Annotated in this window: 15 protein-coding genes; 6 read left to right on the top strand and 9 right to left on the bottom strand. The window is 30.6% G+C overall.

Annotated features, from left to right (window positions below):
* The first annotated feature begins 253 nt into the window (after positions 1-253).
* A complete protein-coding gene (locus ACH2CG_RS04505; RefSeq protein WP_395062628.1) occupies positions 254-802 on the top strand; it encodes a hypothetical protein in 549 nt (182 codons plus the stop codon).
* 197 nt (positions 803-999) lie between these two features.
* A complete protein-coding gene (locus tag ACH2CG_RS04500) occupies positions 1000-1518 on the top strand; it encodes a DinB family protein (protein WP_395062626.1) in 519 nt (172 codons plus the stop codon).
* Positions 1519-1689: 171 nt separating this feature from the next.
* On the opposite strand, the gene ACH2CG_RS04495 is transcribed toward ACH2CG_RS04500, so the two are convergent.
* From ACH2CG_RS04495 to aroB, 4 genes are all read right to left on the bottom strand, one after another.
* Positions 1690-2097 (bottom strand): DNA primase, encoded by a 408-nt coding sequence (locus ACH2CG_RS04495; RefSeq protein WP_395062624.1) that lies wholly within the window; start codon positions 2095-2097, stop codon positions 1690-1692.
* Between the two features lie 9 nt (positions 2098-2106).
* Positions 2107-3081 carry a deoxyhypusine synthase family protein gene (locus tag ACH2CG_RS04490; protein ID WP_395062622.1) on the bottom strand — a complete coding sequence of 325 codons (975 nt, stop codon included), beginning with the start codon at positions 3079-3081 and terminating at the stop codon, positions 2107-2109.
* 125 nt (positions 3082-3206) lie between these two features.
* Entirely contained in the window at positions 3207-4610 is a 1404-nt protein-coding gene (locus tag ACH2CG_RS04485; RefSeq protein ID WP_395062620.1) for an arginine decarboxylase, read from the bottom strand.
* Between the two features lie 287 nt (positions 4611-4897).
* A complete protein-coding gene (gene aroB, locus ACH2CG_RS04480) occupies positions 4898-5959 on the bottom strand; it encodes a 3-dehydroquinate synthase (protein WP_395062618.1) in 1062 nt (353 codons plus the stop codon).
* A 143-nt stretch (positions 5960-6102) separates the two neighbouring features.
* On the opposite strand from aroB, the gene ACH2CG_RS04475 reads away from it, so the two are divergent.
* The 3 genes from ACH2CG_RS04475 (at position 6103) to ACH2CG_RS04465 (ending at position 8138) form a co-directional block, all read left to right on the top strand.
* The gene (locus ACH2CG_RS04475; RefSeq protein WP_395062630.1) at positions 6103-6411 is read left to right on the top strand and encodes a TIGR03643 family protein; all 309 of its coding nucleotides are present in this window, start codon (positions 6103-6105) and stop codon (positions 6409-6411) included.
* A gap of 6 nt (positions 6412-6417) precedes the next feature.
* Positions 6418-6837: a DUF2452 domain-containing protein gene (locus ACH2CG_RS04470; RefSeq protein WP_395062617.1), complete on the top strand. Its 420-nt coding sequence runs from the start codon at positions 6418-6420 to the stop codon at positions 6835-6837.
* A 131-nt stretch (positions 6838-6968) separates the two neighbouring features.
* The gene (locus ACH2CG_RS04465) at positions 6969-8138 is read left to right on the top strand and encodes a proline dehydrogenase family protein (protein WP_395062615.1); all 1170 of its coding nucleotides are present in this window, start codon (positions 6969-6971) and stop codon (positions 8136-8138) included.
* A 1-nt stretch (position 8139) separates the two neighbouring features.
* Here ACH2CG_RS04465 and ACH2CG_RS04460 read toward each other — a convergent pair whose 3' ends face one another.
* The 5 genes from ACH2CG_RS04460 to ACH2CG_RS04440 all read right to left on the bottom strand — a co-directional run bounded on the left by ACH2CG_RS04460 (position 8140) and on the right by ACH2CG_RS04440 (position 13189).
* The gene (locus ACH2CG_RS04460; protein WP_395062613.1) at positions 8140-9126 is read right to left on the bottom strand and encodes a hypothetical protein; all 987 of its coding nucleotides are present in this window, start codon (positions 9124-9126) and stop codon (positions 8140-8142) included.
* Between the two features lie 17 nt (positions 9127-9143).
* Positions 9144-9521 (bottom strand): DUF4258 domain-containing protein, encoded by a 378-nt coding sequence (locus tag ACH2CG_RS04455; protein ID WP_395062611.1) that lies wholly within the window; start codon positions 9519-9521, stop codon positions 9144-9146.
* 210 nt (positions 9522-9731) lie between these two features.
* Positions 9732-10925, bottom strand: coding sequence for an alanine dehydrogenase (locus ACH2CG_RS04450; protein ID WP_395062609.1), 1194 nt, complete (start codon positions 10923-10925; stop codon positions 9732-9734).
* 229 nt (positions 10926-11154) lie between these two features.
* Positions 11155-11562: a tRNA (adenosine(37)-N6)-threonylcarbamoyltransferase complex ATPase subunit type 1 TsaE gene (tsaE, locus tag ACH2CG_RS04445; protein ID WP_395062607.1), complete on the bottom strand. Its 408-nt coding sequence runs from the start codon at positions 11560-11562 to the stop codon at positions 11155-11157.
* A 73-nt stretch (positions 11563-11635) separates the two neighbouring features.
* On the bottom strand, positions 11636-13189 hold the full coding sequence (locus tag ACH2CG_RS04440; RefSeq protein WP_395062605.1) for a PglZ domain-containing protein: 1554 nt from the start codon (positions 13187-13189) through the stop codon (positions 11636-11638).
* Positions 13190-13358: 169 nt separating this feature from the next.
* Between ACH2CG_RS04440 and ACH2CG_RS04435 the strand changes: the two genes are divergently transcribed.
* Positions 13359-15182, top strand: coding sequence for a M13 family metallopeptidase (locus ACH2CG_RS04435; protein WP_395062603.1), 1824 nt, complete (start codon positions 13359-13361; stop codon positions 15180-15182).
* Positions 15183-15199 lie beyond the last annotated feature (17 nt).

Below are 15199 nucleotides of genomic sequence, written 5' to 3'. Positions count from 1 at the left end.
AAAGAACTGTGCTTAAAAACAAATAAAATTAGATTTATTTTCACTATTTTTGGGTAGGAAAAACAAATTTAGTCTTGCGAGGAGAAAGTGATTTATTTTATTTTCTCTTTAAAAGAAAATTTAATTTAAAGGTTGTTTTGTGCTTTTAATTTTCGTGAATAATCGAAAGTTTCGGGTTTACAAATCCCCAACTTCTTAAAGCCACGAGACTTTGGGCGATATGCTAAAATAACTCTGTAGAATTAGAGAATTTATGAATAAGACATTAAAATTACTTTTAGTCTCAGTTTTAGTTTGTTCTTGTAGCAATTATAAAAGTTTACAAGCTCATCGAGAAATAAATGTCGAGGAAGTATATAAATCGTGGAATAAACTAGCGAAGACATTTACTGAAATAAATCTAAATGAAATTGACAAAAATTCTCTTCGTTATACATTCTTACAAGAATTGCAAGGTCAATACAGAGAATTATCAGACTATTATATAATAGAATCTCCTATATCGGGTGAATTTTATATGCCAAGAATTTGGATAATGTACAGCAGAAATAAGAAATCTACTGACGTAGTAAAATTTGAATTTTTACAACGTAAATGGAAGTTTAAAGACAGTTTTCTTTTACCATATATATTTAAATATCGATATAAGGAATATATAAGAAAAAATGAGAAAGAATTCAATTACAACGATGTTACAATATCGCACGTTATAAATGACGAAGTTGTTTCTTGTGATTTTTTCATAGCTGGATCAATGAAAAAGTTTGTATTTGAATTACCCGAAATGTCAAATCATTTTTAATAATTATATCGAAAAGAAATAAAGCACTTTTGCTAACAAAGAACTATGCATAAAACAAATAAAATTTGATTTACATACACAACTTTAATAGGAATATCAGAAAAATAGATTTGTAAGGCCAATATGGATATTGAAGCACTAACTTCATGGAAGCGGAAGCGTACAATAGAATTGTCAAAATAATAAATACTTAATTAATGAAACCAACCCAACTAAACACTAACGAATACGCACCTTTTTATGCCAATTACATTGCGCAAGTTTCTGATGAATATACATTGCAAGAAGAATTAGAAATTTCGTTGCACCGATTCATAAAATTTGTTCAAGACATTCCTATGGATAAATTTGACTACCGTTATGCCGAAGGAAAATGGTCAATAAAAGATATCATATTGCATTTAATTGACGCAGAGAGAATTTTTACCTATCGAGCTTTGCGGTTTGCAAGAAATGATAAAACCGATTTACCAGGTTTTGAAGAAAACGATTATGTTAATGAAGCCAACGCAAATTCTAGAAGTATTATGGATTTATTAACTGAATTATCTGCAGTACGACATGCAACATTATTATTGTTCAAATCATTTTCTGAAGATAAATTGCTTAGAGTTGGAACAGCCAATAATAATCAAATGTCAGTAAGAGCTTTGGGATTTGTGATTGTAGGTCACCAAAATCACCATCAAAGAATTTTTGAGGAAAGATATTTGTAAATAGCAGGTACGAGATTATATATACGAGGTTTGATATATGAAATAGAAGGTTTGATATACGAAATTGAAGTCTGAAATTTTAAGTACAAGGAGTTTAAATTAAATATAAAAAAATCCCAAATTTAGATAATTCTAAATTTGGGATTTTTTCCATGTTACTCGTACTTCGATTTATTCCTCTCCTTCGTCGTCATCGTCGAAATTGTCCGATGGTTCATCGTCATCATCGTCATCTTCATCGTCAGATCCACCTTTGTCTTTTAATAAGTCTTCTTCAATGTCGTCATCGTCTGATGCATCTTCGTCGTCATCAAGTCCTGCAACCGGAATGATTGGTTCGATTACTGAATCTAAATCATCATCTTCATCAAATTTTTCCATTCTACTAGCAAGTTTAGTACTTACTTTTACTAAATAAATAGTATCTTCTGTGCGAACTTCAACTGCCTCGATAAGTTCATTTTGCGCATTTCTGAAACGGATGATGTCTGAGTCGTCATATCCTTCAGGAAATTTGTCAACTAATAAGTTTAAAATATCGCCTGTTAGCTTTGCATAATCAACAATTACTCTTTTCATAAAAATATATTATAAGTCTAATAAATAAGCGAATATTAGTGGAGCAACAATTGTTGCATCCGACTCAATGATAAACTTTGGGGTTTCAATATCTAATTTTCCCCAAGTGATTTTCTCGTTTGGAACTGCTCCAGAATAAGATCCATAACTGGTTGTCGAATCTGAAATCTGGCAGAAATAACTCCAAAAAGGAATTTCGTGCATTTCCATATCTTGATACAACATGGGTACAACACATATTGGAAAATCTCCTGCAATTCCTCCGCCAATTTGAAAGAAACCAACACCTTTTCCTCCTGAATTTTTTGGATACCAATCGGCCAACCACATCATGTATTCAATACCACTTTTCATTGTAGTAGGCTTGAATTCTCCTTTAATACAATACGAAGCAAAAATATTTCCCATCGTACTGTCTTCCCAACCTGGAACGACAATTGGAAGGTTTTTTTCGGCTGCAGCCAACATCCAAGAATCTTTTGGATCTATTTCATAATATTGCTCTAAAACTCCAGAATTTAGCATTTGATACATAAATTCATGAGGAAAAAAGCTTTCACCTTTATCATTTGCATCTTTCCAAATTGCGTGAATGTGTTTTTGCAATCTTCTAAAAGCTTCTTCTTCTGGAATACAAGTATCTGTAACTCTGTTGTAGTGATTTTCTAATAAATCCCATTCGTCTTGCGGAGATAAATCTCTATAATTAGGAACTCTTTTATAAGAATTATGAGCAACTAAGTTCATAATATCTTCTTCAAGATTTGCTCCTGTACAAGAAATAATATGTACTTTATCTTGACGAATCATTTCTGCTAACGATTTTCCTAATTCGGCAGTACTCATTGCACCTGCTAAAGTAATCATCATTTTTCCGTTTTCAAGAAGATGTTGTTCATATCCTTTCGCTGCATCAACCAAAGCTGCTGCGTTGAAATGCAGATAATTTTTTTCAATAAACTGACTTATTGGACCTTTGCTCATTTTGTTTGTGTACTATTTGTGTGTGTAGTTTGGAGTTCAAAGAAAAACTATTTTTTTAAAACTTCAAACTGTTTTTTATTATTTTGACAATCTTTTTTATGTAATTGTAATCTAATGATTTTCAATTACTTTTTTGTATATCCTAAAATATCCAAAACTTGTTCGGCGGTTTGCTGCTCCGAAAATACTTCTGTTGCCAGAATTCCATTTTCGTCTCGGTCTATCAATATATGTTTTGGCTGCGGAATCAAGCAATGATGTAATCCGCCATAACCACCAATTGTTTCTTGATAAGCGCCAGTATTAAAAAATCCAATGTACAATGGTTTTTCTTTGTTGTATTTGGGCAAGTATATGGCATTCATGTTCTGTTCAGAATTGTAATAATCATCGCTATCACACGTCATTCCGCCAAGTAAAACCCTTTCGTAGGTATCATTCCAACGGTTTATTGCCAGTAAAATGAAACGCTTGTTGATTGCCCAAGTATCAGGTAAAGTAGTGATAAATGAACTATCAATCATGTTCCAAGCTTCTCTGTCATTTTGTTGTTTTTGATACAAAACTTGATAAATTGCTCCACCAGATTCTCCTACTGTAAACGATCCAAATTCGGTAAAAATATTGGGAACATCAACTTCGGCTTCATCACAAGCAATTTTAATTTGATTGATAATTTCGTCAATCATGTATTGATAATCATATTCAAATGCTAGTGAGTTTTTGATAGGAAATCCGCCACCAATATTCAATCCGTCAAGTGTTGGACATTCTTTTTTTAATGCAATGTAAACTTTAATACATTTTACTAATTCGTTCCAATAGTAAGCATTATCATTAATACCGGTATTGATAAAAAAGTGAAGCATTTTTAACTCCAAATTATCATTATCTTGTATTTGTTTTTTGTAAAATTGAACAATATTTTTATATCCAATTCCTAATCTAGATGTATAAAATTCAAATTTTGGTTCTTCTTCGGCAGCAATTCTAATTCCAATTTTGAATTTTCCTTTAATTTCTGCTTGAAGCAAATCCAACTCTTCGTAATTATCTATAATTGGAATAGCATTTTTGTGACCATTATTAATCAATCGCGCAATATTAGTAATATATTGGTCTCTCTTGAAACCGTTGCATATTATATGAGTACTTTTATTGATTTTTCCGTTTTCCAATAAATTTTCTACAATATTTATATCAAATGCTGATGATGTCTCAATATGAATATTATTCTTGAAAGCTTCATTCATAATGTATTCAAAATGAGAGCTTTTTGTGCAATAGCAATAATAGTATTTACCTTCATATTTGTTTTTTTCCATGGCATTTCTGAACCAGTTTTTGGCTCTTTTAATGTTATTGGAAATTTGAGGTAAATAAGTAAATTTTAAAGGTGTACCGTATTGTTCTACCAATTTCATCAAATCTATATTATGAAATTGAAGTGCATTTTCTTTGTTTAAAGTAAATTCTTCTTGAGGAAAATAATACGTTTGATTGATTAAGTCGAAATATTTTGTGTTCATTAGTTTTTGAATTATTTGTAAGATTAATAAAAAGCGGAATTAATCTTGAATTCAAACTCTAATATTAGCATATACAATAGGTAACTTGATAGTGTCTGTTTTAGTAATATCCAAAATGATACTTAAAATCATTTTTATAGACGTTAAAAAAGTCACACATAACACCTGAAATCCAGCATTACTTTTAAGCAGGAAGTGGCTATTTGTGTTGGTATTGTTCTTTTTATTCATTAGCACAAATGTAAAAAATAAAATAAGCGAATTGCAATTAATTTATTAAAAAAATGTTATGATTTGTAATCTTTGAAACTATTGATAATTAATTCATTTTCAACTAATTGATTAATAATGATTTTTCCAATGCCATTTATCAACGCAAATTGTACTTTTCCATACTCATTTTTCTTGTCGTGAATGAGTAATTCTTGAATGATTTTGATGTCATTATCAGTAAACACATGTTCATCGAATATAGAATTAATTACAAACTTAATTTGAAAATATTCTTCCTTTGTGAGCAATCCTTTTTCTTTAGAAATATAACTTTCTAGAATCATTCCTATGGCAATTGCCTCACCATGTAATAATGGAGTAGTAGTTTCTAGAAAATGACTTTCAATAGCGTGTCCAAGCGTATGACCAAAGTTTAGCGCTTTTCTAATTCCGTTTTCTGTTGGATCTTGTTTTACAATTTCGTTTTTAATTTCGATAGAACGATAAATTAATACATCTAAATCATTAAAATCTAGTGTGCTTAAATCTAGAAATTGTTCCCAATATTTTTTATCATAAATCAAACCGTGTTTTAGCATTTCTGCCAATCCAGATCGCATTTCTTTTTGTGGTAAAGTTTCAAGAAAACTCGTGTCAACAAGCAATAATTGGGGCACATTGATAACGCCAATTTGGTTTTTTAAGTTGCCTAAATCAACACCATTTTTTCCACCAATTGAGGCATCTACCATTCCTAATAAAGTTGTAGGAATATTAATAAAATCTATTCCTCGTTTAAAAGTGGAAGCAATAAATCCTCCAATATCGGTAATAACTCCGCCACCAAGATTGATAATTGCACTTTTTCTATCGGCACCCAAATCTGAAAGTATTGACCAAATTTCTAGACAGGTAGCAATGTTTTTTATTCCTTCACCAGCTTCAATTTCTATAATTTCTATTGGAATTTCAACGGCCAAATTGGGTAAAAGTTTAGGCAAACAATACTCATTAGTATGCTCATCAACGATAATAAATATGGAAGAATAATTATTTTCCCTTATAATTTTATTGATTATTTCATATCCATCTTCATTAAAATAAATTGAATATCCGTTGGCTTCGATTGATTGCATAATTTCTTTTAAATTTCGAACAAAAATAAGGATATTATTTTATCTCAGTTTAATGTAAATCGACTTATTTTTTAGTCATATTTTTTAATTGAATATAAAATTGATTACTTTTGTTTAATTAAAAATATAAAAAGTTAAACAATATTATTTTGAAACCAATTATTGCTACCATAGAAGAAAATAATTTGACTGATATTCAGATAGATAGAATTATTGAAATGGCTTGGGAAGACCGAACTCCATTTGATGCTATAAAATTTCAGTTCAAGTTAAACGAAGCTGGAGTGAAAGCTTTGATGAAAAAAGAACTCAAATTTAGCAGTTACAAACTTTGGCGCGAACGAGTTGAAAATTGTAAAACAAAACATGTTGCTAAACGAGCTGAGGGCATAGACCGTTTTAAATGCAACATGCAACGTTCTATTTCAAATAATAAAATATCTAAACGATAATAAATAATGGAAAGTAAGAAACCCGATAACATAGTTTTTTCTGAAGATAAAGGATATAATGCCAGTTTGTTGCCTTATTCTACAAATGTTGGTGCACCTGTAATTAAAGTTGACGATATTGTTTCCTGGAAAAGTCGTGGCGTAAGTAATGTAAACAAACAGTTTGAAAATAAGTTTAATGAACTTAAAATTGAGTACGAAAATTTAATGAAAGAATACGAATGGAATGAGTTGGTGTACAACGCCCGATTCTCATTTGAACCTGTAATTGGAGAAATCTATCATTTGTATACAGGTGATGATGGCATCAATTTTTTATCTTTAATTTCGCCACAAGAATGGAATAAAGAACATATTGGAACATTCAAACTTAATAGTGATAAAAAATGGGTTGTTTTAAATCAAAATAATACTATTTTCTCTTAGTTTTTTTAAATTTAATCTATAATTTATTATTAGAATTGATTGCATTATTATCATATTTAAGCTTAAAAATAAGGTAAAATTTGATAATAATTTAATTTACTCTCCTTATATTTGTGCAATTATTACATAAAATGGACAAAATTTTCAACAATACCCAAGTTGCTTTTAGTTTAAAAAGTGACACCGAGCTAGATAGAGCCTATTTTTTATTTAAAATGATTTCTAACGAACCACTTGTTCGAATTGGAACTGCAGTAACCAATTTTGCATTAAAAGCACATTTACCAGTTGACGGATTGATTCGAGCCACGGTTTTTGACCATTTTTGTGGTGGCGTTAATGAAATGGATTGCTTATCGGTTGTTGATAAAATGTACACTAAAGGAGTTTCATCGGTTTTAGACTATTCAGTAGAAGGAAAGGAAGAAGAAAACCAGTTTGATGCTGCTTTAGAAATGACTTTAAAAACAGTTGAATTTGCTAAAGAACGTCAGGCAATTCCGTTTGCAGTTTTTAAACCAACAGGTTTAGGTCGATTGGATTTATACACAAAAGTAGGAGAGAAGCAACCTCTTTCTACAGAGGAACAAGCCGAATGGAATAGAGTGTTAGAACGTTTTGAAATTATATGTAAAACGGCTCACAGTAAGGATGTTGCGTTACTAATTGATGCCGAAGAAAGTTGGATGCAAGATGCCGCCGATGCGTTGGTTGAAGACATGATGCGAAAATACAATAAAGACAAAGTAATAGTTTTCAATACCTTGCAAATGTACCGTTGGGACAGATTGGAGTACTTAAAAGGATTACACGAAAGAGCAAAAGCCGATGGTTTTTACATCGGAATGAAACTTGTTCGTGGTGCTTACATGGAAAAAGAGCATAAACGTGCTGAAGAAAATGGCTATCCAACACCAATTTGTGCGTCGAAACAAGCTACTGATGACAATTATAACGCAGCAGTAGATTACATGATGAAACACATTGATAAAATGGCAATCTTCGCCGGAACGCACAATGAAGAAAGTTCATATAAATTGATGGAAATGCTAAAAGAAAATTCAATAGCAATTACTGATTCAAGAATTTGGTTCGGACAATTGTATGGAATGAGTGATAACATCAGTTATAATTTGGCTGCTCACGGATATAATGTTGCTAAATATTTACCCTTTGGACCAGTTCGAGACGTTATGCCGTATTTAATTAGAAGAGCTGAAGAAAACACCTCTGTTGCAGGACAAACTAGTAGAGAATTGAATTTATTGAAAACCGAACGCACCAGACGAAAAGGTAAATAATTTATTTTTTAAAAACGTTAATTACTGTTGCCATTTGTCCTTCTTTACCCATTGGCATTGTCTTTATTAGTAATCCGAAGTTTTCATTTTCATATAATCCGTCTGCTGAAAATAGTTGCATTTCTATTTTTTGTGTTTTTGATAAATTATTGGCAATGTTAATTCTTTTAAATTTTAATAAATTTATTTCTGAATTTATTTTTTCTGGACTAACAATAGCTGTAAGGTAGCTTATTGATTTATCATCATTTATTGTAATTAAAATATCTTTTTGATTGTTAATCCAACTTTTTTTTGTAGAATCAAATTGCCAAGAATAAGAGATTTTATTAAGAAAAGTTCCAAACTCAGATTGTTTTATTTCTAATAATTTTAAGAGATTATCTATTGTGATATCTTTATTTTCAATTTTAGTGTAGTTTTTTATTTTTTCATCATCGGTCAATAAATCTACTAACGCATTATTATGGGTAGAATAAATAATATTCACTTCTTTGCCCACATAATATTCTTGAAATTCTGTAGGTGAAACTCTTGTTATTGCTTTGATAGTTTTTCCATCTTCGCGGTTATATTCTATGGTTACTGTGTAAGTGCCAGGATCATTTTTACTTGTTAATGAATATCCTTGTGTTATTTCTCCTGTTGTGATTTTGCCAAATTGTTTTAGTTCTATTTCTTTAATTGAAGAATATAGATAGGTAAGTTTAATAGTTATAGCTATAAAAACTATAAAACTAAGAAGCATTATATTGAAAAGTACAAATTTACCTAACTTAAATTTATGTGGTATTGAGTTGTTAAAATCTTCTACATCTTGAATTCCTTTAATGGTGTAGTAAAGGCAAATTGAGATTAATGCTGCGCCAAGAAGGGCATATCCAAAAGCATTGTTGGGATAGAAATCTTGTGACATTGCAATGAAAAAGATATAGATGCAGAAAAATAAACCTGCTGCTGGTATAAATCTTATCTTTACTTCATTCATAGTGAATAAATTATGTTTTATTTTTTTCTTATAATATCTTCAAGAACGGCTTTGCTAGGATAATTTATAACGCGTAGTGTTATGGTGTCTTTTTTGGTTGTTTGTCCTTCAATGATGTATAATTTTCCTTTTTGGTAGGTTACATTACTTTTGTCAAAATCTACATCACCATAGGTTAGGGTATTTTTTATATCGATTGTGTCAATCCAATCTTCTGATAATTTTCTTGATGCTTCAATACTATAATTGAAAGGTTTGTTGCGTAAATCATTTAATACTCGTGCATTAGGAAAATAATTGCAGCGCGTATCTTTTCCTGAAAGTACCATTGCCACAAAAAAACTTCCCATAACTAAACCTACTAAATAATAGGCTAAACGCTGATAAAATTTCATTTTATAATATTTTTATGCAAAAGTAGTTTTTTAATGTTTTATTCGATTGTTGTTTTGAAAAAAGTTTATAAAAATGCGAAAAACTAAGCTAATTAGCCCTGATCGAAATGAAAATCCTTTTTCTTTTTTCTTTAAAAAGGAAAAGATTGTAATGAAGAGCAGGAATTGCGTTTAAAAATAAATTCCGAGCCAATCGCTTCATAAAAAAAATTAAAAAACTATTAGATTGATGTCGCTATCGGGAAGGTTAAACCAATCGCCAATGGCTTTGTTTGTTAATATTCCGTGATAAAGATAGACTCCGTTTTTTAGTCCTTTATTGCATCTCAAGGCGCTTTCTATGCCGCCATCATCTGCAATTTGGAGTAGGTAGGGTGTGATAATATTGCTAATAGATAGTGATGCTGTTTTAGAATATCGTGATGGAATATTGGGCACGCAGTAGTGTACAACATTGCTTTTTATGAAGGTTGGTTTTTCGTGTGTTGTAATTTCGGAAGTTTCAAAACATCCTCCTGTATCGATGCTTACATCAACAATAACGGCACCTTTTTTCATGTGTTCTACCATTGTTTCTGTAACTACAACTGGGCATCGATCTTTTCCTCTCATAGCGCCAATTGCTACATCGCAACGTCGTAATGCTTTTAATAATGACTTTGGTTGAATGGTGGAAGTAAAAACACGTTGGTTGAGATTGTTTTGTAATCTTCGTAATTTTGTTATTGAATTGTCAAAAACTTTTACGTTTGCGCCAAGTCCTATTGCTGTTCTTGCAGCAAATTCGCCAACTGTTCCTGCTCCAAGAATAACAACTTCTGTTGGAGGAACACCTGTTATATTGCCAAATAGTAGTCCTTTACCAAATTGATTGTTAATCATTAACTCGGCTGCAATTAATATAGATGCTGTTCCTGCTATTTCGCTAAGTGATTTTACTGCAGGATAAGAACCGTCTTCGTCTTTTATGTATTCGAATGCTAGTGCTGTTATTTTCTTTTTGGTAAGTGCTTCAAAGTATTCTTTTTTTCTAGTTTTGAGTTGTATGGCAGAGATGATCATCGAATTGGGGTTCATTAATTCGATTTCGGCCATTGTTGGTGGCTCTACTTTGAGAAGCATTGGGCAAGAAAGTACTTTCTTGGTATCATTTGTAATTTCGGCTCCTGCATCACTATATTCTTTATCGCTGTAGCTTGAACTTTCTCCTGCACCAGATTCCATCATTATTCGATGTCCATGCGATGTTAGTGAATTTACTGCATCGGGTGTAAGACAAATGCGTCGTTCTTGATAGCTTGTCTCTTTTGGAATTCCAATAAAAAGTTCGCTTTTGTGACGTGCAATTTCTAATTTTTCTTCTTGCGGAAGTAGTTGTTGCTTTGTAAAAGGTGAAAGTGACATAGTTTACAATATATTGGCACAAGTTACGAAAAAACAATTTCAAATTAAAAAAAATCAATTTCAATTTCAACTTTACAAGCAGAAGGTTGGTTTTAAATATCAATTTCTAAAATAGTTTTACTTGTTTTAAATAGGCGAATAGGTTTCATTTATTATCAATTAATAAATGATATTTTGTGAATCCTATTCGCTTTTTCAGATATAAATTACTGTAACTATTTAAAAAAAATTAGTTTAAAGTTAACTTGCGATTTCCATCTGCAAGCAATTCTATTGTAATAACCGAATGTTCTTGTGGAATTAAATTGGGAATTTTTTCTGCCCATTCAATAAAACACCAATTGCCAGAATATAGGTAATCGTCTATTCCCATATCTAGAGCTTCAATTTCATTTTTTAATCGGTATACATCAAAATGATAAATGTATTGATTATTAGTTATTTGATACTCATTAACTAAAGAAAAAGTTGGACTACTTGTTGCTTCATTTACACCAAGGTTTTTAGCTAATTTTTTAATTAAAGTTGTTTTTCCAACTCCCATTGTTCCATTAAAAAGAATTACTTTTTTTGGGTTTTCCAACAGGATTTTTTTGGCAACATTGTCTAAATCTTCTAATGAAAAGATAATTTCCATAAATATAAGTGTTCCGTTTATTTAGTGATTAGTACTCAGATTTTTAATAACTAAATTTAACAATTAGTACTATTTATCTCGGATTTAAAACCAAAAAGGGTACAATTACCTCTTCTAGTGAAATTCCTCCGTGTTGGTATGTATTTCTGTAATAACTTACGTAGTGATTATAATTATTTACATAAGCCAGAAACAAATCGTTTTTTGCAAAAATATAAGAACTGCTCATATTTATTGCTGGAAGTCCAATTTTTTTTGGCTCTTTTACATAATAAACATCTTTATCTTCAAAGCTTAAGCTACGTCCTGTTTTATATCTTAGATTTAAACTGGTATTTTTATCGCCAATAACTTTGGATGGATTTTTTACATTTATTGTTCCGTGATCGGTTGTAATTATTAATTTAAATCCAAGTTTTTGTGCTTGCTGAATTATTTCTAACAGTGGTGAATTCTTGAACCAACTTAAGGTTAACGATCGGTAGGCTTTATCATCGGACGCCAATTCTTTAACTACATCCATTTCTGTTTTAGCATGAGATAGCATATCGACAAAATTATAAACTACTGTTACAAGATTATTTTCTTTTAAGGTTTTAAAATTTTCAGCAAGTTTTTTTCCTGATGCCAAATTGGTTATTTTGAAATAATCTTGTTTTAAATTTAGTCCTAGTCGTTTTAAATGTGCTGTTAGAAATTCGGCTTCATATAGATTTTTCCCACCTTCGTCAACATCATTCTTCCAATATTGCGGAAATTGTTTTTCCATTTCTAAAGGAGTTAAACCCGAAAATATTGCGTTTCTTGCATATTGTGTTGCCGTAGGAAGAATAGCATAATAAGGTACTTCTTTTTCTAATTTATAATGGTTGTTAACTACGCTTTCAAAAACCTTCCATTGGTCATATCGTAGATTATCAATAACAACGAAAAGTACAGGTTTGTCTTTTTTTGTAAGTTCTGGAACAACTAATTCTCTAAAAAGATTGTGCGAAAGTATCGGTTTGTCTGACTTTGGAGCATACCAATCTTCGTAGTTTCGCTCAATAAATTTACTAAACTGAGAATTGGCTTCTAATTTTTGGGATTCTAAAATATCAATTAGATTGGTGTCTTCTATATTTTCTAATTCTAACTCCCAAAAAATCAGTTTTTTATACATTTCAATCCAATCTTCGTGAGAATTTACCATCGCCAATTCCATAGCAATTTTGCGAAACTCCTTCTGATAATCCAATGTAGTTTTTTCAGAAATCAATCTAGAATGATCTAAATTTTTCTTCAAACTTAATAATATCTGATTCGGATTTACCGGTTTTATTAGGTAATCGGCTATTTTAGAGCCAATTGCTTCTTCCATAATATATTCTTCTTCACTTTTAGTAATCATAATTACTGGTGTTGAAGATTTCTTTTCTTTAATCTCGGCCAAGGTTTCAAGTCCGCTCATTCCTGGCATATTTTCATCTAGGAAAACAATATCAAAATTATTTTCGGCAAAAACATCAACAGCATCTCTACCATTATTGCAAGTTGTTACTTCATAATTTTTTTTCTCTAAAAAAATGATATGTGGTTTTAACAAATCAATTTCGTCGTCAACCCAAAGTATTTTTATTTTATCCATGATAGCTATTTTTGGTGCAATTTAATCTTATTACAACGATGCTTTTGCCAAAATTATTGTAAAAAAAAGAGTAATAAAAATAAAATTAGATCTAACAACTAATTTTATTAAATTTGATAACATTTTTCGACTAATTTTATTCACAAACAACAGATCTATAAACAATTTTATGAAAATAATTCAAAAACTAGCTTTTCTATCATTAACAACCTTAAGCATTGTAAGTTGTAATAAAAAAGAAATTACCTTTAATGATCCATTATTAACCAATCGCGATACTACAATAAATCCGTCAGATAATTTTTTTAAATATGCCAATGGTGGTTGGATTAAAAAGCATCCCATTCCAGCATCAGAAAAAGGAAATGGAATTTTTAGAACCATTCAAGATACAATTAACAATCAAATAAAATCTATTTGTGAAAATTCTGCTAAAGCAGATGCTGAAAAAGGTTCTAATAAACAAAAAATAGGTGATTTTTATGCCTCAGGAATGGATTCAATAGCAATTAATAAAGCAGGAATTAATCCTTTAAAATCGGAGTTTTCTGCAATTGATGGCATTAATGATGTTGCTGGCTTGTTAAAATCGATTTCACATTTACATACAATTGGTGCAGGTCCAGCTTTCGGATTTTATGTTGGTCAAGATGATAAAATTAGTTCTAAAAATGCTGTAATTTTATATCAAGGTGGTTTGGGTTTGGGTAACAGAGATTATTATTTTAATTCTGACGACGAAAACACCAAGATCAGAAAAGAATATGTTTTGCACATTCAAAAAATGATGGAATTGGTTGGAGTAAAGTCTGAAATTGCTGCTCAAAATGCTACTTCAATAATGAACCTTGAAACAGAATTAGCTAAATCTTCAAGAAAACTAGAAGCGTTGCGCGATCCAATTAAGAATTATAATAAAATGAGTTTGGCGCAATTTAGTAAGGTCACGCCTAATATTAATTGGAATTCAACCTTTAATGATTTGGGAATTTCTAATGTAGATTCATTAATTGTTGGTCAACCAGAATTTTATAAATCCTTGAATGGAATGTTAAAAAGCTATTCTATTTCCGACTGGAAAACCTATTTAAAATGGGATTTATTAAATTCCTATGCATCTTATTTAACTACAGATATTGAGAATCAAAATTTTAAATTTTATTCAACAATAATGAATGGAGTAAAAGTTCAAAAACCACGTTGGAAAAGAATTGTAGAACAAACCGATGGATCATTAGGCGAGCTAATTGGTCAAATTTATGTAGAAGAATATTTGCCAAAAGGCTCTAAAGAAAAGCTCCTTGAAATTGGAAATACAATTAGAGACGTTTATGCAGTTCGAATAAAAAATCTAGATTGGATGAGTGAACAGACTAAAGTTAAAGCATTAAAAAAACTTAGTAAAATTGTCATGAAAGTTGGTTATCCTGATAAATGGAAGGATTTAAGTAGTATTTCAATTGACAAAAATTCCTATTGTAAAAATGTAATGGCAGTAAAGCAATGGTCGCACAATTATATGATTAATAAATATGGAAAACCAGTAGATAGAACCGAATGGGGAATGTATCCGCAAACATACAATGCCTATTACAGTCCTACAAATAACGAAATATGCGTACCGGCATGTAATATTTTAGTTCCAGGATATGAAGGAAGAATGCCAGATGATGCCATTTTATATGGTATTATTGGAGGTTCAACATTTGGACATGAAATCACACACGGATTTGACGATCAAGGAAGCCAATATGACGATAAAGGTAACTTAAACAATTGGTGGACATTAGACGATATGAAAAAATTTAAAGCTAAAACAGCGCTGATTGTTTCACAATTTAACAAATATAAGGTTGGAGATAAAAATGTAAATGGCGAAGCAACTCAAGGTGAAAACATTGCCGATTTGGGCGGAGTTGTGATGGGTTATGAAGCTTTTAAGAAAACAAAACAGTATAAAAATAATCAAAAAGTAGCGTTGGTTGGGTGTTAATCCACTAATTTTTTGAT

It is taken from the genome of Flavobacterium sp. (assembly GCF_043778725.1).
Taxonomy (GTDB): domain Bacteria; phylum Bacteroidota; class Bacteroidia; order Flavobacteriales; family Flavobacteriaceae; genus Flavobacterium.
Note: the sequence above shows the minus strand (reverse complement) of the source record. Positions and strands in the feature narration are given on the sequence as shown.

Coding starts and splice junctions, on each gene's coding strand:
- ACH2CG_RS04505 (WP_395062628.1), top strand. CDS start 254: ATGAATAAGACATTAAAATTACTTTTAGTCTCAGTTTTAGTTTGTTCT.
- ACH2CG_RS04500 (WP_395062626.1), top strand. CDS start 1,000: ATGAAACCAACCCAACTAAACACTAACGAATACGCACCTTTTTATGCC.
- ACH2CG_RS04495 (WP_395062624.1), bottom strand. CDS start 2,097: ATGAAAAGAGTAATTGTTGATTATGCAAAGCTAACAGGCGATATTTTA.
- ACH2CG_RS04490 (WP_395062622.1), bottom strand. CDS start 3,081: ATGAGCAAAGGTCCAATAAGTCAGTTTATTGAAAAAAATTATCTGCAT.
- ACH2CG_RS04485 (WP_395062620.1), bottom strand. CDS start 4,610: ATGAACACAAAATATTTCGACTTAATCAATCAAACGTATTATTTTCCT.
- aroB (WP_395062618.1), bottom strand. CDS start 5,959: ATGCAATCAATCGAAGCCAACGGATATTCAATTTATTTTAATGAAGAT.
- ACH2CG_RS04470 (WP_395062617.1), top strand. CDS start 6,418: ATGGAAAGTAAGAAACCCGATAACATAGTTTTTTCTGAAGATAAAGGA.
- ACH2CG_RS04465 (WP_395062615.1), top strand. CDS start 6,969: ATGGACAAAATTTTCAACAATACCCAAGTTGCTTTTAGTTTAAAAAGT.
- ACH2CG_RS04460 (WP_395062613.1), bottom strand. CDS start 9,126: ATGAATGAAGTAAAGATAAGATTTATACCAGCAGCAGGTTTATTTTTC.
- ACH2CG_RS04455 (WP_395062611.1), bottom strand. CDS start 9,521: ATGAAATTTTATCAGCGTTTAGCCTATTATTTAGTAGGTTTAGTTATG.
- ACH2CG_RS04450 (WP_395062609.1), bottom strand. CDS start 10,925: ATGTCACTTTCACCTTTTACAAAGCAACAACTACTTCCGCAAGAAGAA.
- tsaE (WP_395062607.1), bottom strand. CDS start 11,562: ATGGAAATTATCTTTTCATTAGAAGATTTAGACAATGTTGCCAAAAAA.
- ACH2CG_RS04440 (WP_395062605.1), bottom strand. CDS start 13,189: ATGGATAAAATAAAAATACTTTGGGTTGACGACGAAATTGATTTGTTA.
- ACH2CG_RS04435 (WP_395062603.1), top strand. CDS start 13,359: ATGAAAATAATTCAAAAACTAGCTTTTCTATCATTAACAACCTTAAGC.